Consider the following 23,146-nt stretch of genomic DNA (forward strand, 5'->3'; position numbering starts at 1 on the left):
GTGGCAAAACGTTACGGGATGCGGGAACCGAACATGACCGCCGCACCGGCCACCAGCAGCCCGGCCGCGATCGCGGCCACGATGAACAACTGGGTGATCTCCTGATTGACCAGCTTGTACCCGAGCGACGTGCCGATCTGCTCGTAGACCTCGCGCAGTTCCGCCCCGGACTCGGCGGCGTAGGCGCGGCCGCTGGTGCCGTCGGACAGCGACTGCAGGGTCTGCTTGTTGACCGGTACGTTCACCGGGCGGCCGTCGATGTTGACGGTGCCCTCCTGGGTGCCGTACGCGATGGTGGAGACCGGGACGCGGGCCTGCTGGGCCGCCTCGATGGCCTCGTTGACGGACCTGCCGGAGGTGTTGTCGCCGTCGGAGAGCAGCACGATCGCGGCCGGCGGCGGGTCGGTGGCGGCCTGCTGGTCGAACGAGCGCAGCGACTCGATCGCGTTGAAGACGGCCTCGCCGATCGCGGTGCCGGGGCGGGTGGTGAGGTTGCCGATCGCGGTGATCACGGCCTGGTGGTCGGTGGTGGGGGAGATGACGACGTTGGCCGAGCGGGCGAAGGACACCACGCCGACGTTGAAGCGGTCGGGCAGCTCCCTGGCGAACGCCTGGGCGGCGGCCTTGGCGGCGGCGATCCTGTTGGGCTGGACGTCGTCGGCGTCCATGGACAGCGACACGTCCAGGGCGATCATGATGGTGGCCCGGTCGCGGGGGACGCGGACCTGGTCGGCGGGCTTGGCGGCGCCGAGGACCAGCAGCGACATCATGACGAGGAACAGCACGGGGGCGACGTGGCGGCGCCAGCCGGGTCCCGCGGGGGCGACGAGGTTGAGCAGGGCCAGGTTGGTGAAGCGCACGGTGTAGCGGCGGCGGGCGAACATCGTCGCGATGTAGCCGGCCATGAGCAGCGCCACCAGGACGAACAGCCACAGCCAGGAGGGGGAGAGGAAGGTCATGTGGGTCTCCTGTGGGCCATGTGGCTCATGCGCCGCTGGCGCAGCACGAACTGCGCGACGTCGAACACCCAGTCGCGGTCGGTCCGCAGGACCAGGTGGGCGACGCCGGCGCGGCGCAGCGCGAGGCGGGTGCTCTCCCGTTGCAGGGCGGCCGCCTCCGCGTACGCTTGCCGGACTTTGGGTGAAAGGTGCACTTCGCGTACGTTCCCGGTCTCGGGGTCGGCGAACGCGACGCGGCCCACGTCGGGCAGTTCGAGCTCGCGGGGATCGATGATTTCGACGGCCAGGACCTGGTGGCGGGCGGCCAGCCGCCTGATGGGGCGCTCCCAGGGGCGTTCGGCGTCGGGGTCGAGGTCGGGGTGGGCGTCGAGGAAGTCGGAGACGACCAGCCGCATGCCGCGGCGCCGGCGGCTGGCCGACAGCACCTCCAGGCCCTCGGCCAGGTCGGGGGCGTCGGGCACGATACGGCCGCGGGGGGCGTCCATGAGGGAGTGGAGCAGCCCGTACAGGGCCGGGCGGCCGGTGCGGGCGGGCATGCGGTGGACGTACTCGTCGTGCAGGACCAGCGCGCCGAAGCGGTCGCCCATGCGGCTGGACAGGAACCCGATCGCGCCGACGGCGGCGATCACCAGGTCGCGTTTGTCGGTGTCGGCGGTGCCGAAGTCCATGCTGGGGGACAGGTCGGCCAGCGCCCACGTCTCCAGCTCGCGGTCGGCGATGAGGTCGCGGACGTGGGGGACGGTGGTGCGAGCGGTGACGTTCCAGTCCATGCGGCGCACGTCGTCCTCGCCGGGCACGTAGACGCGGCTGTCGCCGGCCTCGCTGCCGGTGCCGGGTAGCAGGCCCTGGTGGGCGCCGTGCAGCAGCCCGTCGAGGCGTCTGGTGACGGTCAGCTCCAGCCGCCGCAGTGCCTGCTCTGCTGTGGTGGGGCTCAACGGTTCTGGTTCCAGACGACGAGGGGCGGGGGCACGGCGTGCAGGATCTGTTTGACGACCTGCTCGGGGTCGACGCCGTCGGCGAGGGCGTCGAAGGTGAGCATCATCCGGTGGGACATGACGTCCACGGCCACGTCGCGTACGTCGTCGGGCAGCAGGTAGTCACGGCCGCGCAGCAGGGCCAGCGCCCGCCCGGCGGCGACCAGGCCCAGCGTGGCGCGGGGGCTGACGCCGATCTCGATGGTCTCGGCCAGGTCGCCCAGGCCGTACTCGGCGGGGGCGCGGGTGGACATGACCAGCCGCACCACGTAGTCGGCGACGAGCTGGTGCACGGAGATCTGCTCGGCGGCCTCCTGCAGGGCCAGCAGCTTGTCGGGGTCGAGGACCCGTTCGGGGACGGGTGGCTTCACGCTCATCCGGTGCAGGATCTCCAGCTCCTCGTGGGCGCTGGGATGCGGCACGCGCACCCGGAACAGGAACCGGTCGCGCTGCACCTCCGGCAGCGGGTAGACGCCTTCGGACTCGATGGGGTTCTGGGTGGCCAGGACGATGAACGGCTTGGGCAGGGGGTGGGTGACGCCGGCCAGGGTGACCTGGCGCTCGGCCATGACCTCCAGCAGCGCGGACTGGACCTTGGCGGGGGCGCGGTTGATCTCGTCGGCCAGCAGGAAGTTGACGAACACGGGGCCGAGCTCGACGTCGAACTTCTCGTTGGAGGGATGGTAGACGCGGGTGCCGATGATGTCGCTCGGCACGAGGTCGGGGGTGAACTGGATGCGGGCGAACGTACCGCCCACGACGGTGGCCAGGGTGGAGGCGGCGAGGGTCTTGGCGACGCCTGGGACTCCTTCGAGCAGGCAGTGCCCGCGCGCCAGCAGGGCCACGATGAGCCGTTCGACCATGTGGTCCTGTCCGACGATGACCCGCCGGACCTCGTCGAGACTCTGACGCAGCAGTGCCGCGTCGTTTCCGCCTGGCAACTCTTCGGCGACGCTCATGACGCCATTCCACCAAACAATGACGGAAACGTGCACGGCGCCACGTCTGTGCTTTCATGGCAAACGTGGCAAGTCCGCTCCAGTACGGTGATCCGCCCCGGTTGGGGCCCTTCGTGGTTCAGGCGCGCCTGCATCAGGCGCCGGCCGGTTTCGTGTACCTGGGCCAGGGGCCCGACGGCCGCGCGGTGTCGCTGGCCGTGCTGACGCGCGGGGCCGCGTTCGACGGCGCGGCGCGCGAGCGGTTCGTCACCGCGATCAAGGAGGCCGGCGGCGAACGGTCCGGGATGCGCGGCTGGCTGGGCCGGGCGGCCAGGCAGCGGGGCGCGGTGCTGGACGGCGCGCCGGAGGTGATCGACAGCGACCTCGGGCACGCGCCGTGGGTGGCGGTGCCGTACGTGCCGGGCCGGCCGGGGGCCGAGCGGTTCCTGGAGCCGGTCATGGTGGGCGGCACGTTCATCGGGGAGGCGCACGGGCCGGACTTCGTGCCGTACTGGCTGACCGACCGCGCGCCCGCGCTGCCCGGGCCGACGACGCGGCGCCTGCCGCCGACCGAGACGCGCAAGCGGGTGCTGATGGCCGCGCTGGCGCTGGCGCTGCTGTTGCTGCTGGTGACGGCCATCCTGTTGCTGCTGCTGTTCGGCCGGCGCGACAGCGAGCCGCAGCCCAGGCAGCTGCCGCCGACGGTGTTCGTGCCGACGCCGCCGCCGACCCCGGCCTCGCCCGAGCCGCGGCCCTCGCCGTCGCAGTCGCCGTCGCCGACCGAGAGCGGGCAGCCCACGCCGGGCCGCTCGCCCGGGGACGATCCCGGCGAGGAGTCGCCGCTGTGAATCGCGCTTGAGCCTCACCTGGCGTGAGGCTTTAGCGTCCGCGGCATGGAATTCATCATTCACGACACGCTCACGGCGATGGCCGATCTGCTGGAGAGGCCGCTGGAGGACCGGGCGGACGCGCTGCGGGAATTGCTGGCGCCCATGCGGGCGGCGATCCCGATGCCCGGCGACATCGTCGGCATCCACCACCAGGGCGGCGGCTTCCGCGCCGACGCCGACGACCCGCGTTACCTGCCCGCCGTCCGGCGCATGATCGAGGCCGACGTGCTCGGCCAGGTGCGGCGCGAGCTGGAGCGCGCCTCCGAACGGCTGGGCGAGGCCAAGCAGGCCGGCTCGCTGCAGGTCATGTTCGTGATGGGCAACCCCGACCACGAGCACCTGATGAAGATCTCCGGTGGCTACTACGGCATGGGCGGCTCGCCCGGCTGGCTGTACCTGCTGGCCTGGCCCTCCGACGAGGTGATCGGCAGGATCGCGCACTGCGCGGTGCACGAGTTCCACCACAACGTGCGCTTCACCAACGTCGAGTGGAACCCGGTCACGGTGACCGTCGGCGAGCACGTGGTGGCCGAGGGGCTGGCCGAGGCGTTCGTGCGGGAGCTGTCGGGGCCCGCGGCCATGGGGCCGTGGTCGTCGATGGTGACGGGGGAGGAGTTCGACCGGGCGTACGAGCTGATCATGGCGGACTTCGACCTGGCCGGGATGCAGCACACGTCGGCGTACGTGCTGGGGGACAGCGCCATGCGCTCTTTCGGGCAGGAGCCTCGCGGCATCCCCGACATGGCGGGATACGCCGTGGGGTTGCGGCTCGTCGACCAGGCCCTGGCCGCCACCGGCCTGACCGCCGCCGAGGCCACCCTGATCCCGGCGGCGGAGCTGATGCGACGTGGCGGTGTGCGCTAATTAGCCCATCGCCGGAAACAGGTCCTTTCTCACATCCGCGATTGCATGTCGAGAAGAATTCGCTCTCGGTGGAATGCGCCCTCAGAGAAATGCGCCCCCAGCGAAAAGATTCCTTAATTCAAGGCGGCCGGGTCTAGCGTCTTTCGCAGGAATACTCGCGGAGAAAGGACACCATCGTGACGGAGACCCAGCGCGCGGCCTGGCCTGACCAGCTCAGCCAGCGTTTGCTGAAGGAGCGCATCGTCGTTCTCGGGCAAGAAGTCGACGACGACATTTGCAACCGGCTCTGCGGGGAGCTCCTATTGCTGGCGGCCGAGGACCCCAAGCGCGACATAACGCTTTACATCAATTCCCCGGGCGGGTCGGTGCACGCCGGGATGGCGCTCTACGACATGATGCAGTTCATTCCGTGCGACGTGGCGACCGTCGCGATGGGCTTCGCCGCCTCCATGGGGCAGCTGCTGCTGACGGCGGGCGCGAAGGGCAAGCGCTACGCCTTGCCCAACGCCCGCATCGTCATGCACCAGCCGCTGGGCGGCATCGGCGGCTCGGCCAGTGACATCCAGATCCAGGCCGACAACATGCGCTACACCAAGCGGCGGATGGCCGAGATCATCGCCCGCCACACGGGCCAGCCGCTGGAGCGCATCCAGGCCGACTCCGACCGCGACCGCTGGTTCACCGCCCAGGAGGCTCTGGAGTACGGGTTCGTCGACCACATCGCCGAAGGGATGAACTGACATGAGCGGCCGCTACGTGCTGCCGTCGTTCACGGAGCGCACGTCGTACGGCATCAAGGAGATGAACCCGTACAACAAGCTGTTCGAGGACCGGGTCATCTTCCTGGGGGCGCCGATCGACGACACCGTCGCCAACGACGTGATGGCGCAGCTGCTGACGCTGGAGTCGATCGACCCCGACCTGGACATCAACATCTACATCAACTCCCCGGGCGGGTCGTTCACGTCGATGGCGGCCATCTACGACACGATGCAGTTCGTCCGGCCGGAGATCCACACCGTCTGCATCGGCGAGGCCGCCTCGGCGGCGGCCGTGCTGCTGGCGGCGGGCACGCCGGGCAAGCGGGCCGCGCTGCCGCACGCCCGTGTCCTGCTGCACCAGCCGCACACCGAGGGCGGGCGCGGGCAGTCCAGCGACCTGGAGATCCACGCCAGGGAGATCCTGCGGATGCGTGACCAGCAGGAGGAGATGCTGGCGCGGCACACGGGGCGGACTCCGCTGGAGATCAGGGAGGACATCGAGCGGGATCGGATCTTCACGGCCGAGCAGGCGCGGACGTACCGGCTGGTGGACGACATCTACGCCTCGCGCAAGCGGACGCCGGCCCTGGCCCGCTGACCTCACCCGTCCCGCTGACGCAGGCGGCGCCCTCCCGGGGCGCGCCGCCTGCGTTTTTTCATGTCCGTCACCGCGCGCCAGGCGGGATCCCGCCGCCGCTCTATCCGGGCCCTGGAACGGGTACGACAAGGGGCGACGAATCGTCTGACGGCATGGCTGCGTACCCTGCCCAAGGATCGCAGCGGCATCCGGCGCGACATCGTCGTCCGCCTGGGCCCCGTCGACATCCACATCCACGACCGCCGCGCCGTCCTCGCCGAGGCCGAGGCCGCCGGGATCGGCACGCCGCCGCCCGCCCGGCCGACGCCGAGGCGGCCGTGCGCCGGCGAACGAGAACCACCTCGCAGACCTGGAGGCCGCCCGATGACCGTGGAGAACGAGGTAGCGACCGGGGAAACGCGCGGCTGGATCGACGGGCACCGGACCGACATGCTCGCCGATCTGGCCGCGTACGTCTCGCTCGAGACGCCCAGCAACGACAAGGCCCTGCTGGATGCGGGCCTGGACTGGCTCGACGGTTACCTGGAGGCCCGGCTCGGCCCGCCCGCGGCCACCCGGCGGATCGACGGCGGCGGGCGCGGAGACATCGGCGGACGCGGCGACGGCGGCGTGTACGGCGACATCCGCATCAACGACTACCCGGGCCGGGGCGGCGCCCCGATCCTCCTGCTCGCCCACTACGACACGGTCTGGCCGGCCGGGACGCTCGCCTCCTGGCCGTTCACCCTCGACGGCGACCAGGCCACCGGGCCGGGCGTCTTCGACATGAAGGCGGGCCTGGTCCAGCTCGTGTGGGCGCTGCGCGCGCTGGAGGCCGCCGGGTTGCCGCGGCCGCGGCTGCGGCTGCTGCTCAACGGCGACGAGGAGATCGGCAGCCCCGCCTCCCGGCCGCTGATCGAGGAGGCCGCCCGCGACGCCGCCGCCGTGCTGGTGTTCGAGGCCAGCGCGGACGGGGCGCTGAAGACCGCGCGCAAGGGCGTCGGCATCTTCCACCTGTCCTTCACCGGGGTGGAGGCGCACGCCGGGCTGGAGCCGGCCAAGGGGGCCAGCGCGATCGACGAGCTGGCCAGGGCCGTGCGGCGGCTGCACGATCTCGCCGATCCCGGCGCGGGCACGACCGTCAACGTCGGCGTCGTCTCGGGCGGCACGGGCTCCAACGTGGTCGCCGGCGCGGCCCGGTGCGAGGTGGACGTCCGCGTCGCCGGCCGGGCCGAGGCCGGCCGCGTGGACGCCGCGCTCGCCGCCTTGCGGCCCCACGATCCCCGGGCCTCCATCGAGGTGCGCGGGGGATGGAACCGTCCGGTCATGGAACGCGGTCCCGGCACCGCGCGCCTGTTTTCGCTGGCCCGGGCGGTGGCTCTGGAGATGGGCGTGGACCTGCGGGAATGCTCGGTCGGCGGGGCCAGCGACGGCAACTTCGCCGCCGCGCTCGGCCTGCCCGTCCTGGACGGCCTGGGCGCCGTCGGGGCCGGGGCGCACGCCCGGAACGAGCACATCAGCGTGGACGGCATGATCGAACGCACCGCCCTGACCGCCGGCCTCCTCCGGGCCCTGGCCGCCCAGAGCTGATCACCTGGGGCGCGGGGGTGTGGTGGCCGGCCGGGCCGCGCGGCTCATCCGGCCACCTCCCTGACCGTCACCCCGGCCGCCACCAGGGCGTCCCGTTCCTCCCGAGGGATGCCGGAGTCGGTCACGACCACGTCCAGCCGGGAGATCGGGCACACCGCCCCGAACGCCGTCCGCGTGAACTTCCCCGAGTCGCACGCCACCACCACCCGCCGCGCCGAGGCGATGGCCGCCTGCTTGCTCGCGACCTCGGGCAGGTCGTGCGCGGTCAGCCCGTGCTCGGCCGACAGCCCGCGGCAGCACGTCACGCGGCGGTCCAGCAGGGCGCGGGCCACCTCCAGCGCGGTCGTGCCGCCGGCCAGCACCACCGCCTCGCCGTCGGCGATCAACCCGGCCACCTCGGCGACCGACACGCTGTCGTGCACGCGCAGGACGTTCAAGATGGCCGGCAAACGCTCCATATGTCCACATGAACACGTCACATGTGCGCAATACGATGGTCGGTATGCGCGCCAGCCGCCTGCTCTCCTTGCTTCTGCTCCTGCAGACGCGCGGTCGCATGACCGCGCCCGAGCTGGCTGAGGAGCTGGAGGTGTCGGTCCGCACCGTCTACCGCGACGTGGAGGCGCTGTCGGCGGCCGGCGTGCCGGTCTACGCCGACCGCGGGCCCGCGGGCGGCTACCGGCTGCTGGACGGCTACCGGACCCGGCTGACCGGGCTGACCGCCCAGGAGGCCTCGTCGCTGTTCCTGGCAGGCCTGCCGGGGCCGGCGGCGGAGCTGGGGCTGGCGGAGGTGGCGGCCACCGCGGAGCTGAAGCTGCTGGCCGCGCTGCCGCCCGAGCCGCGCTCGCACGCCTCGCGGATGCGCGAGCGGTTCCTGCTGGACGTGCCGAGCTGGTACCGCTCGGGTGACGACGTGCCGCACCTGAGCGAGGTGGCCGAGGCCGTGTGGGGGCAGCGGCCGCTGCACATGACCTACCGCCGCTGGGGGCAGCAGGAGGTCGACCGGGTGATCCACCCGTACGGGCTGGTGCTCAAGGGCGGCTCCTGGTACCTGGTGGCGGCCCCGCCGGACGGCTCGCCGCGCACGTACCGGGTGGCGCGCATCCTGACGCTGGAGACGCTGCCCGGGCACTTCCAGCGGCCGGACGATTTCGAGCTGGCCGCGTTCTGGGGCGCGTACGCCAAGGAGTTCCGCGAGCGGATGTACACCGCCGAGACCGTCATCAAGCTCGCGCCCGGCAGAGGTGAACTGCTGGCGTACACGATGGGCCGCGACGTCGTCGACGTCGCCCTGGCCGCGGCGGGCGAGCCCGACCCGGAGGGCTGGCTCACGCTCACCGTGCCGGTGGAGTCGATCACGCACGCCCGCTGGCTGCTGCTGCGCATGGGCGCCGACGTCGAGGTGCTGGAGCCGCCCGAGCTGCGCGCGATGATGCGCGAGTCGGCCGCCGAGCTGAGCAAGCTGTACGGATAATACAGGCGAGATCCGGACACCGCCTCTGTCAGGATTCCGGCATGTATCTTCTTGCTTTCGCGGGCGCGTGCGTCCTGGTGGCCATGGTGCCCGGGGTCAGCACCGCCATCATCCTGCGCCAGACCCTCCGATCCGGCCGCGGCAGCGGCCTGGCCGCCACCCTTGGCAACGAGACCGGGATCCTGCTGTGGGGCCTGGCCGCCGCGTTCGGGTTGTCGGCGCTGCTGGTGGCCTCACAGCTGGCCTACGACGTCATGCGGGTGGCCGGCGCCGTCGTGCTGGTCGTGATGGGCGCCCAGTCGCTGTGGCAGGCCCGCAAGGGCCCCGTGCCGACCGGCACCGCGGCGCCGCCCGAGGTGGCGACGGCGCCGGGCCGGCGCGGGTCCTACCTGGCCGGGATCGGGACGTGCCTGGCCAACCCGAAGGCGGCGGTGTTCGCGATGTCGTTCCTGCCGCAGTTCGTCCCGGCCGGGCAGAACGTGCCCGTCACGCTGGTCACGCTGGCCGTGGTGTGGGTGCTGATCGACCTGCTCTGGTACGGGCTGCTCATCTGGGCGGTGGACCGGGCCAAGGATTTGCTGGGCCGCCCGGCGGTCCGGCGCCGGCTGGAGCAGATCTCCGGCGTCGTGCTGATCGGGCTGGGCGTGCGGCTGGCAGTGGAGTCCCGATGACGATCTGGCACGCCGAGCGCGGCGCGGGCGAGCCGGTGGTGCTGCTGCACTCGACGGCGGCAGACTCCGGCATGTGGCAGTCCCAGGCGGAGGCCCTGGCCGGGCGGTTCCGGGTGATCACGGTGGACTTCCGCGGGTACGGCCGCACGCCGTACCGCGCGGAGGCCCCCTACAGCGACGCGGCGGACGTGGCCGAGGTCCTGGCCGGGCTGGGCGTGGGCCGGGCGGCGGTGGTCGGTTCGTCGGGCGGCACCCCGGCCGCGCTGGAGCTGGCGGCCGCCGGGCTGGCCGACCGGCTGGTGCTGCTCAACCCGGTCGCCGGCCTGCCGCCCACGGACGACGTGCGGGCGTACTGGGAGGAGGAGAACCGGCTGGTGGAACTGGGCGACCTCGACGGGGCGGCCGAGCTGACCGGGCGCACCCTCCTCGGGCCGCACGCCTCCGGCGCGGCCAGGCGGCGGCTGGTGGCCATGCAGCGCAACGCGTACGAGCTGCAGTTGGCCGCCGATCCCGAGCCGGAGCAGGTGGAGACCGAGCTGACGCCGTCGGCGATCGACGTGCCGGCGCTGGTGGTGGCCGGGGCGCACGACCTGGCGTGGTTCGGGCGGTGTGCCCGCCACCTGGCCGGTGAGCTGCCGCGGGGGCGGCTGGTGGAGCTGGAGTGGGCCGGGCACCTGCCCGCCATGGAACGGCCGGAGGAGATCGACCGGCTGCTCCTGGATTACCTTTAGTGCATGACGAACGACCTGGCGAGCCTCGTGCTGCAGGCGCAGGACGACGATCCGCTGCGGGCACTGCACGCCACCACCGCGCTGCGCCGCGAGATCGAGCGCCTGGAGGCGGTCCAGGTGCGGCGGGCCCGTGTGGCGGGCCTGGCGTGGGCGCAGATCGCCGACGCGATCGGCGTGAGCAAGCAGGCCGTGCACAAGAAGTACGGCCGGCGCTAGCCCTTCCACTGGTCGGCGTACCAGCGCAGGGCGATGTTCCAGGACAGGCCGCGCCGGATGCGCGCGGCCACGTCCGGGGGCAGCGTGTCCAGGCCGCGGTGCTCCAGCACCACCTCGGTGCCGCCGTCTACCGGGCTGAAGGCCACCTCGATCTCCATCCGGCCGGTCTCGTTGATGAGGTCGGCCCAGACGAGGCGGTGCGGCGGCTCCCAGGTGAGGATCTTGCCGGTGTCGACGTGGCCGCCGTCGGACCACAGCTCGCGCAGGTAGCCGTCCTCGAACCGGATGCCGACGGCGCGGGCGGGGTCGACCCAGCTGTGGCGGCCGCGGACGTACCAGCTGTCGATCTCGTCGGTGAAGATCCGGAACGCGGTCGCCGGGTCGACCGGCACGGTGACGCTGGCCTGCACCGAGCTCACGGACGGTCCTCCGGGGCGTGTCCGGCGTGTCCCTCTCCGGGATGGGCGCGCTCGACGTGGTCCTTGAACGAGCCCAGCTGCTCGGCCCAGAACGCCTGCACCTGGTCCAGCCACGCCTGCAGCGCCGCGAACGGCTCCTGCCGCAGCGTGTAGAGCCGCAGCCGGGCGTCCGACCCGCCGGCCTCGGCCTGGACGAGCCCGCCGGCCCGCAGCACGCGCAGATGCCGGGAGAGCGCGGGGGCGCTCATCCGCACGGCCTGGGCCAGCTCGCCGGCCGGGCGCGGGCCCTCGCGCAGCAGGTCGATCACCTTGCGCCGGGTCGGGTCGGCGAGGGCGGCCAGCGTGGCGTCCACATTGTTAACGTTGTTGTTAATATTTGCCCGCTTCCGTTAGGCTGTTAATGCTTAACGATACCGGCAATTATTGCGGAGGTACGTATATGTCTGTCGAGCTGGGCTACCATACCCTGTCCGTCCAGGACCTGGACCGGGCCGCCGCCTTCTACGGGGCGCTGTTCGGCTGGGAGTTCAAGCGCGAGCACGAGACGTACCTGCACGTCACCAACACGGCCGTGCCCATGGGCTTCGTCTCGGACGGGCCGTCCGCGCAGCCGAACCTGTACTACCGGGTGAGCGACGTCGACGCCGTCGCCGGGCGTGCGCGCGAGCTGGGCGGCAGCGCCGGCGAGGTGCTCGACGGCACGTCGGGGCGCAGTTGCTCCTGCACCGACGACCAGGGCACCACGATCGGCCTGTGGCAGCCCGCCCCCGGCTTCGCCTGACGGCCGGCCCGCCGAAGAAGCCCGGCAGGCCCCTCGCCGCACGCGTCGCCGCCTGCCGCTGACGACCGTCATCGGCCGCCGCGCCGGGCTCGCGCTCGTCCGGGTGCGCTGGTCCGGCCGCCCGTGGCGAGCAGCGGCCTTCAGCCGGGGGCCTTGACGGTGGTGATGCCGAGCGTGCTGGTCATGGGCAGCAGCCCGGCTTCGAAGACCGCGCCGAGGAACGGGGCGCTGAGCCGCGCCAGCCGCTCGGCGCGCTCTTGGCCGAGACGCCGCCACGGCTCGGCCGCCAGTTCGTCGGTCATCCGCTCGACCTGGTCGCGGAGCGCCCGTCCGCGTTCGGTGGCCGCTCCGTCGGCGGTGACCAGCCCGCGCGCCGCCAGCCGTTCCCGGGCGGCCGCCCACTCCTCCTCGCTCCAGCCGCGCCCGGCGAAGTTCTCCACGGGCGCGGCCCCGATCGCCGCGAACGCCACCAGCGCCTCGCACCCGTCCAGGTTCGCGGCCTGCAACGCCGCCAGGTGGCCGTCGCCGCGGTGCTCGCGCAGCACGGTGGCGGCCTGCCACAACACCAGGTGCGGCTCGACCGGCCACGGCAGGTCCAGGTTGGCCGCCGCGAACGGCCGCCCCGCCAGGCTCAGGCCCTCGGCCGCCCGTCTGGCCAGCTCCGCCGCCTCCGTCACCTCCGGCGTGGCCGGCGCGCCGTCACCCAGCAGGTGCCGGTATGTCCGGTCGACCGCCGTCAGCCGCGCCCTCAGCACTTGATCGGGCGAGGCGACCTCCCACACGGCCGGTATGTGCTCGGCCACGGCGCGCGGGCTGAAGCTGTAGTAGGCCGCCGTGGCCAGCCGCGCGCCCACCCTCCCGAGCGGGGCCGTGCGGTAGGCGAAGTAGCTCGGCCAGCGTGACTCCACGTCGTAGCCGAGCGCGGCGGCCTCTTCGAACGCCTGCGGCGAGAAGTACAGCACCGCGTGCACCGGCTCGAGCTGGTGCCACATGCGGCGGGCCAGCCCAGACATTTCGCTCATGGCAATCCCTCACTGTCTAGATAAACTATGCCAGTGACGATAGACGCCTGGCGCATCACTGGTCAATCCCAGATAGACAGTTATGTAGGGAGATGGGCGGAGCTCGCCGTCCTCCTGGTGAACGAGCTGACCGTCGCCCACGCCCGCGGCCGCCGGGTGGAGCCGCCCGCCGACCGCAAGGCCGCGCTGGAGGCGGCGGTCGCGCGGGAGGGATGGACGCCGCATGGCGGGCCGGAGGGCCGGCCGCCGATCACCGCCGCCGACGCCGACCGGCTGGCCGGCGTGGCCGCCGAGCTGCGCCCGGCCTTCACCGGCGCTCCGGACGCGATCGGCATGCTCAACCAGGCCCTGGCGGGCCACGGAGCCGTGCCCAACCTGCACGGCGATCCTCCGATCCTGGCCTTCCACGCACCGGGGGCCGGCCTGGCGGACGCCTGGGCCGCCGACGCCGCCACGGCGCTGGCCATGGTCATCGGCGTCGGTCAGGGCGTGCGGTTGCGGACCTGTGAGGCGGACGGGTGCGAGCTGGTCTTCTTCGACGTCACGAGGAACGCCTCCCGCCGGTTCTGCGGCCTGTCCTGCCAGAACCGCGCCAAGGCCAGCGCCTACCGCGCCCGCCGCCGCGGCTGACCTGCGCCCGCGTCGCCCCGATGCGCGAACGCGGCGTGGCCGGAGCGCGGTCACTTCGGTCACGCGGCGTGGCCGGAGCGGTCACTTCGGTCACGCCGCGTTGAGAGGATCGGCGGCCGGTGATCCCGGCGCTCGCCGGCTGATCAGTAGCCCATGGCCTCGTCGCCCGGGCGCAGGCTTTCCTCGGTGCGGCCGCTCGCGGACGCCTTGGCGTAGCCGGCCATGCCGCCGGCGAAGTCGTAGACGATGGCCTGCTCGTCGCCCACCACCCAGGCGTCGTGCCCGGGCGGGCAGACGAAGACCTCGCCGGGGCCGACCTCGGCCTCGGTGCCGTCGTTCATCCGGAGGCGCAGCCGTCCCCGTACCACGAACCCGTTGTGGTGGACCTCGCATGATTCCGTGCCCGCGATGGGCTTGACGGACTCCGACCAGCGCCAGCCCGGCTCGAACGTGGCCACGCCGAAGCTCAGCCCGCTCAGGTTGCACACTTCCAGGTGACCCCTGGGGAAGTCGCGGCGCTCGTCCGGCTTGTCGATGCTCTTGACCTCGATCATGACGTCCCCCTTCCGTCAGATCCAGTCTTCCACCGGCCCCATGCCGCCACAAGGAGCTGACCTGGGCGAACGCCTCATCCGGCGTGGACGACCCGGTAGGAGGCCGCACGACGCCCGCCCCGAACTCCTCGGCCGGCACCGTGGTGCCGGTGATCCGGCCGATCATCCCGGTCAGGAAGGCGCGGATGACCGGCCCGCCGTCGATGAACCTGCCGGGCGAGCGCCGGACGGGCTTGTGAAGCGCCCTCCACGAAGGGATCCGCGCCGACGTGATTCTGCCGGCGGCGGCGTCCATGATGAGAGTCATGGCTTCTTGGCTGGAGTTCGAGCGGCAGGCACCCGAGCTGGCGGCGGTGGCGCGGCGGCTGATGGACGGCTACCGGCACAAGGTGCTGGCTACGCTGCGCAAGGACGGCTCGCCGCGCGTCAGCGGCGTCGAGACCAGCTTCAGGGACGGCGAGCTGTGGACGGGGTCGATGCCGCGCGCGGTCAAGGCCCTCGATCTGCGGCGCGATCCGCGGATGGCCGTCCATGTCACCTCATGCGCTCCGGAGGGCGAGGATCCGTCCGCGTGGGAGGGTGATGTGAAGCTGGCGGGGCGGGCTGTGGAGATCACTGACGCGGACGCGCTGGCGTCGTTCCAGTTGCCCGATCAGGGCTCGCACCTGTTCAGGATCGAGCTCACGGAGGTGGCGTGGACCCGGGTCGAGGGCAACGAGATCGTGATCGACGCCTGGCGTGAGGGGGTAGGGGTGCGCCAGATCCGCCGTGAGTAATCTACAATGTAAAGGCGTCGGGACGGATCATCTCCGAGTCCATGGTCGTGCACTCCCAGATCCTGCGCGCCTCAGCCTCGGAGGTGCACGCGATGATCGAGGGCGCGGTACGGCACCACGATGAACATCCGCGTCACATGTCGCGCCGGCACATCACATGACTCGCCCCCCCGCCGCGCACGCTTCATCGCCGTCGTAGCCGCGCCGCACCCCAGAGGCGCGCGGCGACCACCGTGAGGCCCATGGCCGCGGCCGTCACCAGCCAGAGCATGAACGTCGGGTAGAGGTAGGCCAGTTGGACCCAGCCGGCGTCGCGGCCGCGTGCCAGTATGCGATGGATCGGGGCGATCGTCGCGCACAACCCGATCGGGAGCAGGTATGGCGCCAGCCGCCATAGCTGCCATCCCGTGCGGCGCGCGGCCCATTGCCGGGCACGTGTCGTGCCCCGTACCGCGAGCCCGATGGTCACCAGGGTCAGCAGTGCGAAGAGCGCGTCGGTGGGGAGCAACGGCTGCCTGGAGGGCAACCGCGGGGTGCCGCCCTCGATGATGGCGACCAGGCCCGTCATGAGGTTGTGCGCGTCGGAGAAGGCCATACCGGTGTTGGCCATGACGGCGATGCCGTATCCCGAGCCGGGGATCAGCAGTTGGTGGGCGGTGGAGGTGAACAGGTCTCCCCCGTGCTCGAGCACGGGGGTGCCGCGTTCGGTCTTGTCGATCATCCAGCCGAGGGCGTAGTTCTGGTTCTGCTTGGAGGCCGTGCGCATCTCCTCGACGTTCTGCGGGGACAGGAGATCCGGGAGACCGGTGTTCTGCGCGATCAGCCACCTGGCCATGTCGTTGGCGGTGCTGATGACCCCGCCGGAGCCGTTGCCGAACGCGGAGGGCTCCGGCATGGCGAGGGCCTGGCCGAGTACGTACAGGTGGCCGCGGGCGCTGTCGGGGATGTCGCGGTCGGTGTCGATCGTCGTACTGTTGCGCATGCCGAGGGGTTCGAACACGTTTGCATCGAGGTAGGCCGCGAACGGCTGGCCGCTGACTACTTCGACGAGCCGGGCCGCGACTTGGTAGTTGGTGTTGTGGTAGCTGAAGGCGGTCCCGGGATCCGCGGCGAGCCTGGCCGTCCTGAGCCGGGCCACGGCGCCTTGGAGCGTTTGAGGCTGAGTCAGGCTCTTCTCGTGGAAGGCCGAGTCGGCCATGCCGGAGGTCTGGTTGAGCAGCTGCCGTACGGTGATCTTCGCGGCCCGGGGGTCGGCCAGCGTGAACTCGGGCAGGTAGCGGCGCACCGGCTGATCGAGGGCGACCTTGCCCTTCTCGGCCAGTTGCATGACGGCCAAGGCGGTGAAGGACTTGCTGACCGAGGCCACCGCCATGGGGGTGTCGGCTGTGACGGGCTCGCCGGTGGCGGTCTTGCCGTATCCGCCGGTGTGGATGACTCTGCCCTGTTCCGTGATCGCCACCGTGACGCCAGGCAGGCCCGTGGCCGCGCGGTACTCCTCGACGTAGGCGTCGACCGACGTGGGGACCGACGTGGGGACCGACGTGGGGACCGACGTGGGGACCGACGTGGGGACCGACGTGGGGACCGACGTGGGGACCGACGTGGGGACCGACGCGGGAATGTTGGGGGCCAGGGCGAGACAGATTGCAGCAAGGGCGGTTTTGAGCACCTGGCGAAGCTACTGAGGCCCTCTCCCATGCACCATTGCGAGAAACCTCCGCGTTCGTTACGGGAAACCGCTATGAACGCGCGGGTGCTGTGCTGCCTAGACTGCAGGCCGTGTCAGGTCGTCGTGGTGCGCGCACCTTGGTGGGAATGTCGGTGGGTGCGATCCTTGGCGTGGTCGAGTTGGTGTTCCTCTGCGTGGCCGGTCCGGTCCGCCTGATCCCGGCGATGCGGCCCGCCTGCGACCGGATCGCGGAGCGGCTGCTGGCACTCGAACGGGCACGGCTCGCCACGTGGCTGGGGCATCGGACGGCTCCGGCCGACGGCGGGTACGGCTTTCTCGTCGTGCGTGCCGCCGTGGGATTGGTGGCCGGGTGCGGCATGGCCGCCGGACTGTTCTTAAGCGGCCTGCTCTTGTCCGGAGGGTTGTGGGACCTGCTCACCGGCGAAAGCGAGTCCGTGCCGATTGACCTTCCCGGTGTGAAGGTGATCAGCAATATCGGCGTCATAGGGCTGCTGACAGGCGGGTTCCTGCTCGTGCTGCCCTTGGGCGGGGCGCTTGCCGCCGCTGCCGCGGAGCGCTGGCTCGCCGACCGGCTCCTCGGGCCGAGCGGCCAGGAGCGGATGCGCCGGCGCATCGCCGAGCTGACCGCCACCAGGTCCGACATCGTCCGCGCCGTGGACGACGAGCGGCGCAGGATCGAGCGCGACCTGCACGACGGTGTCCAGCAGCGGGGGATCGCGCTGGCCATGCTGCTTGGCCGCGCGCAGCACACCGCCGACCCGGCCAAGGCCGGCGAGTTGGTCGCCCAGGCCTACACCGAGTCACGCCAGCTCCTGGACGAGCTGCGCAGCGTGGCCTGGCGGATCTACCCGACCGCGCTCGACGAACTGGGGCTGCATGCCGCGCTCGCGGGCATCGCCGAGCGGTCCAGCGTGCCGGTGAGCGTGCGTTATGGGCTGGTCGAACGGCCCGTCTCCGAGATTGAGACTGCCCTGTACTTCGTCGTCCGCGAGGCGATCAGCAACGCGATCAAGCATGCGGGCGCACGTGACATCCTGGTCGTGGTGGACGCGGATGAGCAGACCGTGAGCGTGGCGGTCTCCGATGACGGCGCGGGTGGCGCCGACCCCTCCGGCGGAGGGCTGTCCGGGCTCGCCAGGCGCGTCCGGGCGCTGGACGGGGCGTTCACCGTCGACAGCCCGCTGGGCGGGCCCACCAGGATCACGGCCACGCTGCCCAAGGAGGTCCCGTGCGCTTGATTCTGGCCGACGATTCGGTGCTGCTCCGCGAAGGGCTGACGCGGCTGCTCGCCGACGCCGGGCATGAGATCGTGGCCGCCGTTGGCGACGGGCAGGCGCTACTCGAAGCGGTCGCCGAACATCCGCCCGACGTCGCGGTGATCGACGTACGCATGCCACCGACGCACACCGACGAAGGGCTGCGCGCGGCTCTGGAGATCCGCAAGCGCCACCCGGGCGTTGGCGTGCTCGTCCTGTCGCAGTACGTGGAGAAGACCTACGCTGCCAGGCTCCTCGCGGGCGATGCCGGGGGCCTGGGTTACCTGCTCAAAGACCGCGTTTCGGAGGTGGCCGACTTCCTCGACGCGCTGGAGCGGATACGTGCGGGCGGCACGGCCTTCGACCCCGAAGTGGTCCGCCAACTGCTGACTCGTACCATTCACGCCGATCCGCTGAGCAGACTGAGCCCGCGCGAGACAGAGGTGCTGCGGCACATCGCCCAGGGCCATGTCAACACGGCGATCGCCGAACGCCTGCATGTGTCGTTGAGCACTGTCGAAAAGCATATCCACTCGCTGATGGACAAACTGGAGCTGCCGCGCGATCCCGGCTACAGCCGCCGGGTCCTGGCCATCCTGCGCTACCTCGATGATCAAGGGCCGAGCGCTCCGACCGTGTAGGGCAACCACACGCCGTCTACCAGGTGCACGCCAGTAAGATCAGCGTAAGACAGCCGTACGCCACCGCGTCGTGGCACCGCCTCGTCGGCAACCAGGGGATCCGGCAGGGTCCGAGTTCACAACGGCTCTGGGGCGTTGCGGAGTCATCCGGCGTCGGGCGGGCAGTGTGTCTGTCCCATGGCGGCGACGTCTTGTGCGCGGTGACGGCAGGCTGCCGGAGCCCAAGAAGGTCAGGGCGGGGCCGTTCCGTCACCGTTGATCGACGTGTTCCTGCTCGGCGGCCGCGGCGTAGGCGGCGTCGAGGCGCTCGAACGCGCCTGGACCGTCGTGCGGCTTCGGCGGGGCGCCGAGGTGGCGGACGCGAAGCTCGTCCATGAGCTCCTCGATGAACGCCGGACCCTCATCGCGCATGAGCTGCTGCCGGCTCCGGAGCTCGTCGCTGCCCGGGCGCCAGTCGAGGCCCCAGTTGCCGAGGGCGTAGATGATCGGAAGAGTCTGGATACCGGCTTCAGTGAGGCTGTAGCGAGCGCGCTGCCCCCGCGCGGCGGTGCCGCGGGTGAGGATCCCCGCGTCGACGAGCCGCACGAGGCGGTCGGCGAGGATGTTCGAAGCGATGCCCTCGATCGACCCGGTGAGCAGCACCCGAAAGTAGCGGCGGTCGCCGAAGATGACGTCGCGCAGCACGAGCAACGACCAGCGATCTCCGAGCACCTCGACGGCGGCGTTGATCGGACACCCGGACCGTGGTTCCACGATTCCTCCTTGACAGGTATTTCGTCCTCAATATAGTAGTTGCAGAATGCAATCACTATATGGGAAGAGGAGATGATGGGCCACTTCGTATATTGGATGAACGTGTCCCTCGACCTGCGGATCGAGCAAGTTCCGGGGGACAACGGCGCGGGCGAGTGGCTGCGCATCGGCGAGGAACTGCACCGCGAGTTCAATGCCCGGGCGCAGGCGCTCGCCCTGATGGTCCAGGGCCGGGTCATGTACGAGACGATGGAGGAGTACTGGCCGCGGGCGCGCGAGGACGCGTCGCTGCCAGATGTCATGCGTGAGTACGGCGAGATCTGGACCGCCAAGCCCAAGGTTCTCGTCTCCCGCACCCGCCACAGCGCCGATCACAACACCCGGATCATCGGCGGAGACGACGCGATCGAGCAGCTCGCCGCGCTCCGGGCCGAGACCGACGGCACCATCGGGGTTGGCGGCGCGGCAATCGCGACGCAGCTGCTCCGGGCCGGGCTGCTCGACGAGCTGCTGCTCTTCACCCATCCCGCCATCCTCGGCTTCGGCAGGCCGCTGTTCGACGACTACGACCTGCCGATCGACCTCGACCTGCTCGAGCAGCGATCGTTCGAGCAGGGCGTCACGATGCATCGCTACGCCATCCGGGATGCGAAGGAGGCGAGCTCGTGCTGAGGCAGGTCGCGGAGGGTGTGCTGGTCCACGAGAGCGAGTTCGTGCAGACCAATACCGTTGTGGTGCAGGGCCGGGCCGGTGTGTTGCTCGTCGACCCCGGGATAACGGGCGACGAGATGGTCGCCATCGCGGACGGCCTTCGCGAGTTGGGCCGGCCCGTTGTGGCAGGCTTCTCGACGCATCCTGATTGGGATCACGTGCTCTGGCACGCCGAGTTCGGCGAGGCGCCCCGTTACGGTACAGCCCGCTGCGCGGCTTTTATGCGAGATCTGCTGTCGGACGCAGGTGCGAAGGCCCGCATCGCCGACCACCTGCTCGAGACGGAGATCGCCGGGCAGGTCCCGCTGGACCTGCTCGGCCTCATTACCGGCCTGCCCGCCGGAACGGCGCGGATTCCTTGGGATGGCCCTCAAGTCCGGATCATCGAGCATCAGGCGCACGCACCGGGCCACGCGGCGCTGTTCATCGAGGAACGCGGGGTTCTCATCGCCGGCGACATGCTCTCTGATGTCCTGGTTCCGATGCTCGACGACGGAGACCTCGCCACCGCGATCGAGGAGTACCTCACCGCGCTGCGGCTGCTGGAGGGCGTGGCGGGTGACGTCGATGTCGTCGTCCCTGGCCACGGTTCCGTCGGCGGATCCGACCAGATGCAGGCGCGGATCGACCAGGATCGGGCGTACGTACTCGCGTTGCGGAACGGCCAAGTCCCCGCCGACCCACGGGTCGGCCCATCGGCCAAGCCTGGCTGGGAGTGGGTGAGCGGCATACACGAAGGGCAACTCCGGCGCCTCGCCCCATGAAGCGAGCGCGACCGGGGCGCCCCTGTGGCGCTCGGTGTGCGACACAGCCGGTACGCGCCGGTCGCCGCGCTTGCGGCGGTCCTCGGCCAGGGCGAGCGCGATGTCGAGGATCAGGGACCGTCCGGTGTGCTCGCCGGCTGCGATGCCTTCCAGGACCTTGACGCCGATGCCTTGCTGGAACAGGTCGTTGAGGACGATCAGCACTTCCAGGAGGTTGCGGCCGAGCCGGTCGACCTCGTGGACGGTCAGCAGGTCGCCCTCGCGGATGCGGCCCAGCGCGTTCAGGAGGCCTGGCCGGTCGTCGGTGGCGAGCTTGCCGCTGGTCCTCTCCTCGAAGACCTACAGGCAGGTCGGGTCGAGGGCGTAGACGGACGGTGCGAGGCGGATCATCATCCCCGCTGCCGGATCAAGTGTTCACACTCTTCGACGGCGCCTTCATAGCTGCTCAGAAGGAAGGTCTGGATCGTCACCAGCTGGTCGTGAGAAAGGGTGTCCATCAATCGGCGGCTGCGGGCATCGATCCCCTCGTAGAACGAAGCAATCCGTTCGAGTCCCGGAGGCGAGGCTTCGACGAGTACCCGGCGCCGGTCTTGTGGGTCATGCTTACGCTGGACGTATCCCGCCTTCTCCAGGCGGTCGATCATGTGCGTGACCGCGCCGGTGGTGCGCCCGAGCTGGGAGCTGAGCGCGCCGGCGGTGGAGGTTCCCGCGCGGTCAAGGGCGTGCAGGCAGAGCAGGTCGGTCTGGGCGATACCGAGGTGCTGGGCGATCAGGTCGTTCAGGCGTCCCAGGGCTCCGGCGAGGTCCGTCATGGACGTGACGATCCGGTCGGCCAGTTCGTCCGCGTGGTCGTCATGCGGTTTGACGGGCATGCTGGGCTCCATTTATCTTCGCAATTCAGATACTTAGTGATGCAGCTAGTGTATCTGATCCTACTCTGCGAACTGGAGAGCCCTAAGTGTCCACCGACACATCAGCCCCAGCCACCACACCTGTCGCCAGAGCGCGAACAGTGGCGCTCGTCGTCATCCTGCCGGCGAGCTTCATGGACCTGCTCGACGTCACCATCGTGAACATCACGCTGCCCTCTGTTCGGGCGGAGCTCGATGCCTCGCCCGCGCATCTGCAGTGGATGCTCGCCGGCTACACGCTCACGTTCGCCTTGGGCATCATCACCGGGGCCAGGCTCGGCGATCTGTACGGCTACAAGCGCGTCTTCCTCGCAGGGATCGCGGGCTTCACCGCCGCTTCCGCCCTGTGCGGCGCCGCCCCCACCGCCGAGGTACTGGTATGCGCCCGCATCGTCCAGGGCCTCTTCGCCGCGGTGATGGTTCCCCAGGTGCTCTCACAGATCCAGCTCATGTACGCCCCGCACGAGCGCGGTGGAGCCATGGCGGCCTTCTCCTCCCTGTCCGGGCTGGCGGCCGCCACCGGGCCCATCCTCGGTGCGGCCCTGCTGGAAGCCGACTGGTTCGGCCAGGGCTGGCGAACCGTGTTCTGGATCAACGTCCCCGTCGGCATCCTGGCATTCCTCACAGCCGCCGCCGTCCTGCCGGAGGCGCGGAGCGCCACACGGCCACGCCTTGACCTCACCGGTGTCCTCATCTCGTCGGCAGGGCTGGTCCTGATCCTCTACCCGCTCATCAAGGGCAGCGAGGAACGCCCCTGGCCCCTGTGGGCATACGTGAGCATGATCCTGGGCGTCATCGTCCTGGCCGGCTTCGTCCGGCATCAGCGGCGCCTTGCGGGTCGAGGGGAGTCCCCGCTCATCGAGGTCGGGCTTCTCCGGATGCGCTCGGCCGGCGGCGGCCTCCTGATTCAGTTCCTCTTCTTCCTCCCGGTGATGGGCTTCTTCCTCACCTTCATGCAACTCCTTCAGCCCGGCCTCGGCATGACACCCATGAGCGCCGGACTGACAATCCTGCCCTGGCCGATCGCCACCACCATCGCGGCCGGAGTCGGCGCAGCTGTGCTGCTTCCACGTCTCGGACGCACCACTGTGCAGATCGGGCTCGTTGTTCTGGCTGTCGGCTTCACTCTCCTCGCCCTGGCCGCAGGCTCCGCGACTCCAGGCACGAACTGGCTCAGCTTCTTGCCTGGTGTCGTCGTCGGCGGGCTGGGGATGGGGCTGACCGTGGCGCCGCTGGCCCAACTGACGCTGGAGAAGGTCCCCGCCAGGCACGCCGCCTCCGGATCCGGCCTGTTCAACACCATTGCTCAACTCGGCGCGTCCGTGGGAGTAGCCCTCTTCGGCACCGTCTTCTTCGCTCAGCTGCCCACACATGCCGGCGAGCCGACCGGCGGATACGCAACAGCCTTCGCCGCCACCATCTGGGGCAGCCTCCTCCTGCTCGCCATCACCTTCGCCGTCAGTTTCCTGCTGCCGCGCAAAGAGGCTGTACCAACCCGGGCCTAGTACTCCAGTGACATTTCGCGATCATGGTTGGGATCTGCGCTGGTAGTGGCAGCGTCGAGCGGCGGCTTGATGACGGCGGCGCCATTGT

Annotated in this window: 29 protein-coding genes and 1 pseudogene; 18 read left to right on the plus strand and 12 right to left on the minus strand. The window is 70.7% G+C overall.

Annotated features, from left to right (window positions below; genetic code table 11):
* Positions 1-11: 11 nt before the first annotated feature.
* The 3 genes from ACIBX3_RS59700 to ACIBX3_RS59710 are packed head-to-tail and all read right to left on the minus strand — an operon-like array spanning position 12 to position 2,892.
* On the minus strand, positions 12-959 hold the full coding sequence (locus ACIBX3_RS59700) for a VWA domain-containing protein (RefSeq protein ID WP_397129750.1): 948 nt from the start codon (positions 957-959) through the stop codon (positions 12-14).
* Positions 956-1,894, minus strand: coding sequence for a DUF58 domain-containing protein (locus ACIBX3_RS59705; RefSeq protein ID WP_397129751.1), 939 nt, complete (start codon positions 1,892-1,894; stop codon positions 956-958). Before ACIBX3_RS59705 ends, ACIBX3_RS59700 begins: the two co-directional genes overlap by 4 nt.
* On the minus strand, positions 1,891-2,892 hold the full coding sequence (locus ACIBX3_RS59710) for an AAA family ATPase (RefSeq protein WP_397129752.1): 1,002 nt from the start codon (positions 2,890-2,892) through the stop codon (positions 1,891-1,893). The genes ACIBX3_RS59705 and ACIBX3_RS59710 overlap by 4 nt, the downstream gene beginning before the upstream one ends.
* A gap of 56 nt (positions 2,893-2,948) precedes the next feature.
* On the opposite strand from ACIBX3_RS59710, the gene ACIBX3_RS59715 reads away from it, so the two are divergent.
* The 5 genes from ACIBX3_RS59715 to ACIBX3_RS59735 all read left to right on the plus strand — a co-directional run bounded on the left by ACIBX3_RS59715 (position 2,949) and on the right by ACIBX3_RS59735 (position 7,553).
* On the plus strand, positions 2,949-3,719 hold the full coding sequence (locus ACIBX3_RS59715) for a hypothetical protein (protein ID WP_397129753.1): 771 nt from the start codon (positions 2,949-2,951) through the stop codon (positions 3,717-3,719).
* A 45-nt stretch (positions 3,720-3,764) separates the two neighbouring features.
* A complete protein-coding gene (locus ACIBX3_RS59720; protein WP_397129754.1) occupies positions 3,765-4,625 on the plus strand; it encodes a DUF2268 domain-containing protein in 861 nt (286 codons plus the stop codon).
* Between the two features lie 176 nt (positions 4,626-4,801).
* On the plus strand, positions 4,802-5,365 hold the full coding sequence (locus ACIBX3_RS59725; RefSeq protein ID WP_397129755.1) for a ClpP family protease: 564 nt from the start codon (positions 4,802-4,804) through the stop codon (positions 5,363-5,365).
* A gap of 1 nt (position 5,366) precedes the next feature.
* Positions 5,367-5,984: an ATP-dependent Clp protease proteolytic subunit gene (locus tag ACIBX3_RS59730; RefSeq protein WP_397129756.1), complete on the plus strand. Its 618-nt coding sequence runs from the start codon at positions 5,367-5,369 to the stop codon at positions 5,982-5,984.
* Positions 5,985-6,044: 60 nt separating this feature from the next.
* Positions 6,045-7,553: a M20 family metallopeptidase gene (locus ACIBX3_RS59735; RefSeq protein ID WP_397129757.1), complete on the plus strand. Its 1,509-nt coding sequence runs from the start codon at positions 6,045-6,047 to the stop codon at positions 7,551-7,553.
* Positions 7,554-7,597: 44 nt separating this feature from the next.
* On the opposite strand, the gene ACIBX3_RS59740 is transcribed toward ACIBX3_RS59735, so the two are convergent.
* A complete protein-coding gene (locus tag ACIBX3_RS59740) occupies positions 7,598-8,002 on the minus strand; it encodes a hypothetical protein (RefSeq protein ID WP_397129758.1) in 405 nt (134 codons plus the stop codon).
* 53 nt (positions 8,003-8,055) lie between these two features.
* Between ACIBX3_RS59740 and ACIBX3_RS59745 the strand changes: the two genes are divergently transcribed.
* The 4 genes from ACIBX3_RS59745 to ACIBX3_RS59760 are packed head-to-tail and all read left to right on the plus strand — an operon-like array spanning position 8,056 to position 10,645.
* Entirely contained in the window at positions 8,056-9,027 is a 972-nt protein-coding gene (locus ACIBX3_RS59745) for a helix-turn-helix transcriptional regulator (protein WP_397129759.1), read from the plus strand.
* 41 nt (positions 9,028-9,068) lie between these two features.
* Entirely contained in the window at positions 9,069-9,698 is a 630-nt protein-coding gene (locus ACIBX3_RS59750) for a LysE family translocator (RefSeq protein WP_397129760.1), read from the plus strand.
* A complete protein-coding gene (locus ACIBX3_RS59755; RefSeq protein WP_397129761.1) occupies positions 9,695-10,429 on the plus strand; it encodes an alpha/beta fold hydrolase in 735 nt (244 codons plus the stop codon). Before ACIBX3_RS59750 ends, ACIBX3_RS59755 begins: the two co-directional genes overlap by 4 nt.
* Before the next feature lie 3 nt (positions 10,430-10,432).
* The gene (locus tag ACIBX3_RS59760; RefSeq protein ID WP_397129762.1) at positions 10,433-10,645 is read left to right on the plus strand and encodes a hypothetical protein; all 213 of its coding nucleotides are present in this window, start codon (positions 10,433-10,435) and stop codon (positions 10,643-10,645) included.
* Here the strand turns inward: ACIBX3_RS59760 and ACIBX3_RS59765 are convergent.
* Complete coding sequence (locus ACIBX3_RS59765) at positions 10,642-11,064, minus strand: SRPBCC domain-containing protein (RefSeq protein ID WP_397129763.1); 423 nt, start codon at positions 11,062-11,064, stop codon at positions 10,642-10,644. The two genes, ACIBX3_RS59760 and ACIBX3_RS59765, sit on opposite strands and share 4 nt — an antisense overlap.
* The gene (locus ACIBX3_RS59770; RefSeq protein WP_397129764.1) at positions 11,061-11,417 is read right to left on the minus strand and encodes an ArsR/SmtB family transcription factor; all 357 of its coding nucleotides are present in this window, start codon (positions 11,415-11,417) and stop codon (positions 11,061-11,063) included. The genes ACIBX3_RS59765 and ACIBX3_RS59770 overlap by 4 nt, the downstream gene beginning before the upstream one ends.
* A gap of 86 nt (positions 11,418-11,503) precedes the next feature.
* Here ACIBX3_RS59770 and ACIBX3_RS59775 point away from each other — a divergent pair, with 86 nt between their 5' ends.
* The gene (locus ACIBX3_RS59775; protein ID WP_397129765.1) at positions 11,504-11,845 is read left to right on the plus strand and encodes a VOC family protein; all 342 of its coding nucleotides are present in this window, start codon (positions 11,504-11,506) and stop codon (positions 11,843-11,845) included.
* A gap of 140 nt (positions 11,846-11,985) precedes the next feature.
* Here ACIBX3_RS59775 and ACIBX3_RS59780 read toward each other — a convergent pair whose 3' ends face one another.
* Positions 11,986-12,867, minus strand: a complete 882-nt coding sequence (locus ACIBX3_RS59780; RefSeq protein WP_397129766.1) for a hypothetical protein — start codon at positions 12,865-12,867, stop codon at positions 11,986-11,988.
* A 33-nt stretch (positions 12,868-12,900) separates the two neighbouring features.
* On the opposite strand from ACIBX3_RS59780, the gene ACIBX3_RS59785 reads away from it, so the two are divergent.
* On the plus strand, positions 12,901-13,497 hold the full coding sequence (locus tag ACIBX3_RS59785; RefSeq protein WP_397129767.1) for a CGNR zinc finger domain-containing protein: 597 nt from the start codon (positions 12,901-12,903) through the stop codon (positions 13,495-13,497).
* A 143-nt stretch (positions 13,498-13,640) separates the two neighbouring features.
* Here ACIBX3_RS59785 and ACIBX3_RS59790 read toward each other — a convergent pair whose 3' ends face one another.
* Entirely contained in the window at positions 13,641-14,051 is a 411-nt protein-coding gene (locus tag ACIBX3_RS59790) for a cupin domain-containing protein (RefSeq protein ID WP_397129768.1), read from the minus strand.
* Between the two features lie 83 nt (positions 14,052-14,134).
* Between ACIBX3_RS59790 and ACIBX3_RS59795 the strand changes: the two genes are divergently transcribed.
* Together ACIBX3_RS59795 and ACIBX3_RS59800 are read left to right on the plus strand one after the other, a co-directional pair.
* Positions 14,135-14,290: a hypothetical protein gene (locus ACIBX3_RS59795; RefSeq protein ID WP_397129769.1), complete on the plus strand. Its 156-nt coding sequence runs from the start codon at positions 14,135-14,137 to the stop codon at positions 14,288-14,290.
* A gap of 66 nt (positions 14,291-14,356) precedes the next feature.
* Positions 14,357-14,827: a pyridoxamine 5'-phosphate oxidase family protein gene (locus tag ACIBX3_RS59800; RefSeq protein ID WP_397129770.1), complete on the plus strand. Its 471-nt coding sequence runs from the start codon at positions 14,357-14,359 to the stop codon at positions 14,825-14,827.
* Between the two features lie 184 nt (positions 14,828-15,011).
* On the opposite strand, the gene ACIBX3_RS59805 is transcribed toward ACIBX3_RS59800, so the two are convergent.
* Positions 15,012-16,496: a serine hydrolase gene (locus ACIBX3_RS59805; RefSeq protein WP_397129771.1), complete on the minus strand. Its 1,485-nt coding sequence runs from the start codon at positions 16,494-16,496 to the stop codon at positions 15,012-15,014.
* 146 nt (positions 16,497-16,642) lie between these two features.
* Between ACIBX3_RS59805 and ACIBX3_RS59810 the strand changes: the two genes are divergently transcribed.
* Both ACIBX3_RS59810 and ACIBX3_RS59815 read left to right on the plus strand, forming a co-directional pair.
* A complete protein-coding gene (locus ACIBX3_RS59810) occupies positions 16,643-17,755 on the plus strand; it encodes a sensor histidine kinase (protein WP_397129777.1) in 1,113 nt (370 codons plus the stop codon).
* A complete protein-coding gene (locus tag ACIBX3_RS59815) occupies positions 17,746-18,414 on the plus strand; it encodes a response regulator (protein ID WP_397129772.1) in 669 nt (222 codons plus the stop codon). Before ACIBX3_RS59810 ends, ACIBX3_RS59815 begins: the two co-directional genes overlap by 10 nt.
* Before the next feature lie 249 nt (positions 18,415-18,663).
* Here ACIBX3_RS59815 and ACIBX3_RS59820 read toward each other — a convergent pair whose 3' ends face one another.
* Entirely contained in the window at positions 18,664-19,167 is a 504-nt protein-coding gene (locus tag ACIBX3_RS59820; protein ID WP_397129773.1) for a winged helix-turn-helix transcriptional regulator, read from the minus strand.
* Positions 19,168-19,263: 96 nt separating this feature from the next.
* Between ACIBX3_RS59820 and ACIBX3_RS59825 the strand changes: the two genes are divergently transcribed.
* Entirely contained in the window at positions 19,264-19,839 is a 576-nt protein-coding gene (locus ACIBX3_RS59825) for a dihydrofolate reductase family protein (protein WP_397129774.1), read from the plus strand.
* A gap of 80 nt (positions 19,840-19,919) precedes the next feature.
* Complete coding sequence (locus ACIBX3_RS59830; protein WP_397129778.1) at positions 19,920-20,642, plus strand: MBL fold metallo-hydrolase; 723 nt, start codon at positions 19,920-19,922, stop codon at positions 20,640-20,642.
* 33 nt (positions 20,643-20,675) lie between these two features.
* On the opposite strand, the pseudogene ACIBX3_RS59835 reads toward ACIBX3_RS59830, so the two are convergent.
* Both ACIBX3_RS59835 and ACIBX3_RS59840 read right to left on the minus strand, forming a co-directional pair.
* Positions 20,676-20,966 (minus strand): annotated as a pseudogene (locus ACIBX3_RS59835) (recombinase family protein); the annotation flags it as partial.
* Between the two features lie 65 nt (positions 20,967-21,031).
* Positions 21,032-21,514, minus strand: coding sequence for a MarR family winged helix-turn-helix transcriptional regulator (locus ACIBX3_RS59840; RefSeq protein ID WP_397129775.1), 483 nt, complete (start codon positions 21,512-21,514; stop codon positions 21,032-21,034).
* A gap of 140 nt (positions 21,515-21,654) precedes the next feature.
* Between ACIBX3_RS59840 and ACIBX3_RS59845 the strand changes: the two genes are divergently transcribed.
* Entirely contained in the window at positions 21,655-23,058 is a 1,404-nt protein-coding gene (locus ACIBX3_RS59845; protein WP_397129776.1) for a DHA2 family efflux MFS transporter permease subunit, read from the plus strand.
* The last annotated feature ends 88 nt before the right edge of the window (positions 23,059-23,146 follow it).

It is taken from the genome of Nonomuraea sp. NPDC049480 (assembly GCF_044465905.1).
Classification (GTDB): domain Bacteria; phylum Actinomycetota; class Actinomycetes; order Streptosporangiales; family Streptosporangiaceae; genus Nonomuraea.

What these genes read in the sequence shown, in the direction of transcription:
- ACIBX3_RS59700 (WP_397129750.1), bottom strand. Translation starts at nt 959, where the DNA reads ATGACCTTCCTCTCCCCCTCCTGGCTGTGGCTGTTCGTCCTGGTGGCG.
- ACIBX3_RS59710 (WP_397129752.1), bottom strand. Translation starts at nt 2,892, where the DNA reads ATGAGCGTCGCCGAAGAGTTGCCAGGCGGAAACGACGCGGCACTGCTG.
- ACIBX3_RS59715 (WP_397129753.1), top strand. Translation starts at nt 2,949, where the DNA reads ATGGCAAACGTGGCAAGTCCGCTCCAGTACGGTGATCCGCCCCGGTTG.
- ACIBX3_RS59720 (WP_397129754.1), top strand. Translation starts at nt 3,765, where the DNA reads ATGGAATTCATCATTCACGACACGCTCACGGCGATGGCCGATCTGCTG.
- ACIBX3_RS59730 (WP_397129756.1), top strand. Translation starts at nt 5,367, where the DNA reads ATGAGCGGCCGCTACGTGCTGCCGTCGTTCACGGAGCGCACGTCGTAC.
- ACIBX3_RS59735 (WP_397129757.1), top strand. Translation starts at nt 6,045, where the DNA reads ATGTCCGTCACCGCGCGCCAGGCGGGATCCCGCCGCCGCTCTATCCGG.
- ACIBX3_RS59745 (WP_397129759.1), top strand. Translation starts at nt 8,056, where the DNA reads ATGCGCGCCAGCCGCCTGCTCTCCTTGCTTCTGCTCCTGCAGACGCGC.
- ACIBX3_RS59750 (WP_397129760.1), top strand. Translation starts at nt 9,069, where the DNA reads ATGTATCTTCTTGCTTTCGCGGGCGCGTGCGTCCTGGTGGCCATGGTG.
- ACIBX3_RS59755 (WP_397129761.1), top strand. Translation starts at nt 9,695, where the DNA reads ATGACGATCTGGCACGCCGAGCGCGGCGCGGGCGAGCCGGTGGTGCTG.
- ACIBX3_RS59760 (WP_397129762.1), top strand. Translation starts at nt 10,433, where the DNA reads ATGACGAACGACCTGGCGAGCCTCGTGCTGCAGGCGCAGGACGACGAT.
- ACIBX3_RS59775 (WP_397129765.1), top strand. Translation starts at nt 11,504, where the DNA reads ATGTCTGTCGAGCTGGGCTACCATACCCTGTCCGTCCAGGACCTGGAC.
- ACIBX3_RS59780 (WP_397129766.1), bottom strand. Translation starts at nt 12,867, where the DNA reads ATGAGCGAAATGTCTGGGCTGGCCCGCCGCATGTGGCACCAGCTCGAG.
- ACIBX3_RS59790 (WP_397129768.1), bottom strand. Translation starts at nt 14,051, where the DNA reads ATGATCGAGGTCAAGAGCATCGACAAGCCGGACGAGCGCCGCGACTTC.
- ACIBX3_RS59800 (WP_397129770.1), top strand. Translation starts at nt 14,357, where the DNA reads ATGGCTTCTTGGCTGGAGTTCGAGCGGCAGGCACCCGAGCTGGCGGCG.
- ACIBX3_RS59810 (WP_397129777.1), top strand. Translation starts at nt 16,643, where the DNA reads ATGTCGGTGGGTGCGATCCTTGGCGTGGTCGAGTTGGTGTTCCTCTGC.
- ACIBX3_RS59825 (WP_397129774.1), top strand. Translation starts at nt 19,264, where the DNA reads ATGAACGTGTCCCTCGACCTGCGGATCGAGCAAGTTCCGGGGGACAAC.
- ACIBX3_RS59840 (WP_397129775.1), bottom strand. Translation starts at nt 21,514, where the DNA reads ATGCCCGTCAAACCGCATGACGACCACGCGGACGAACTGGCCGACCGG.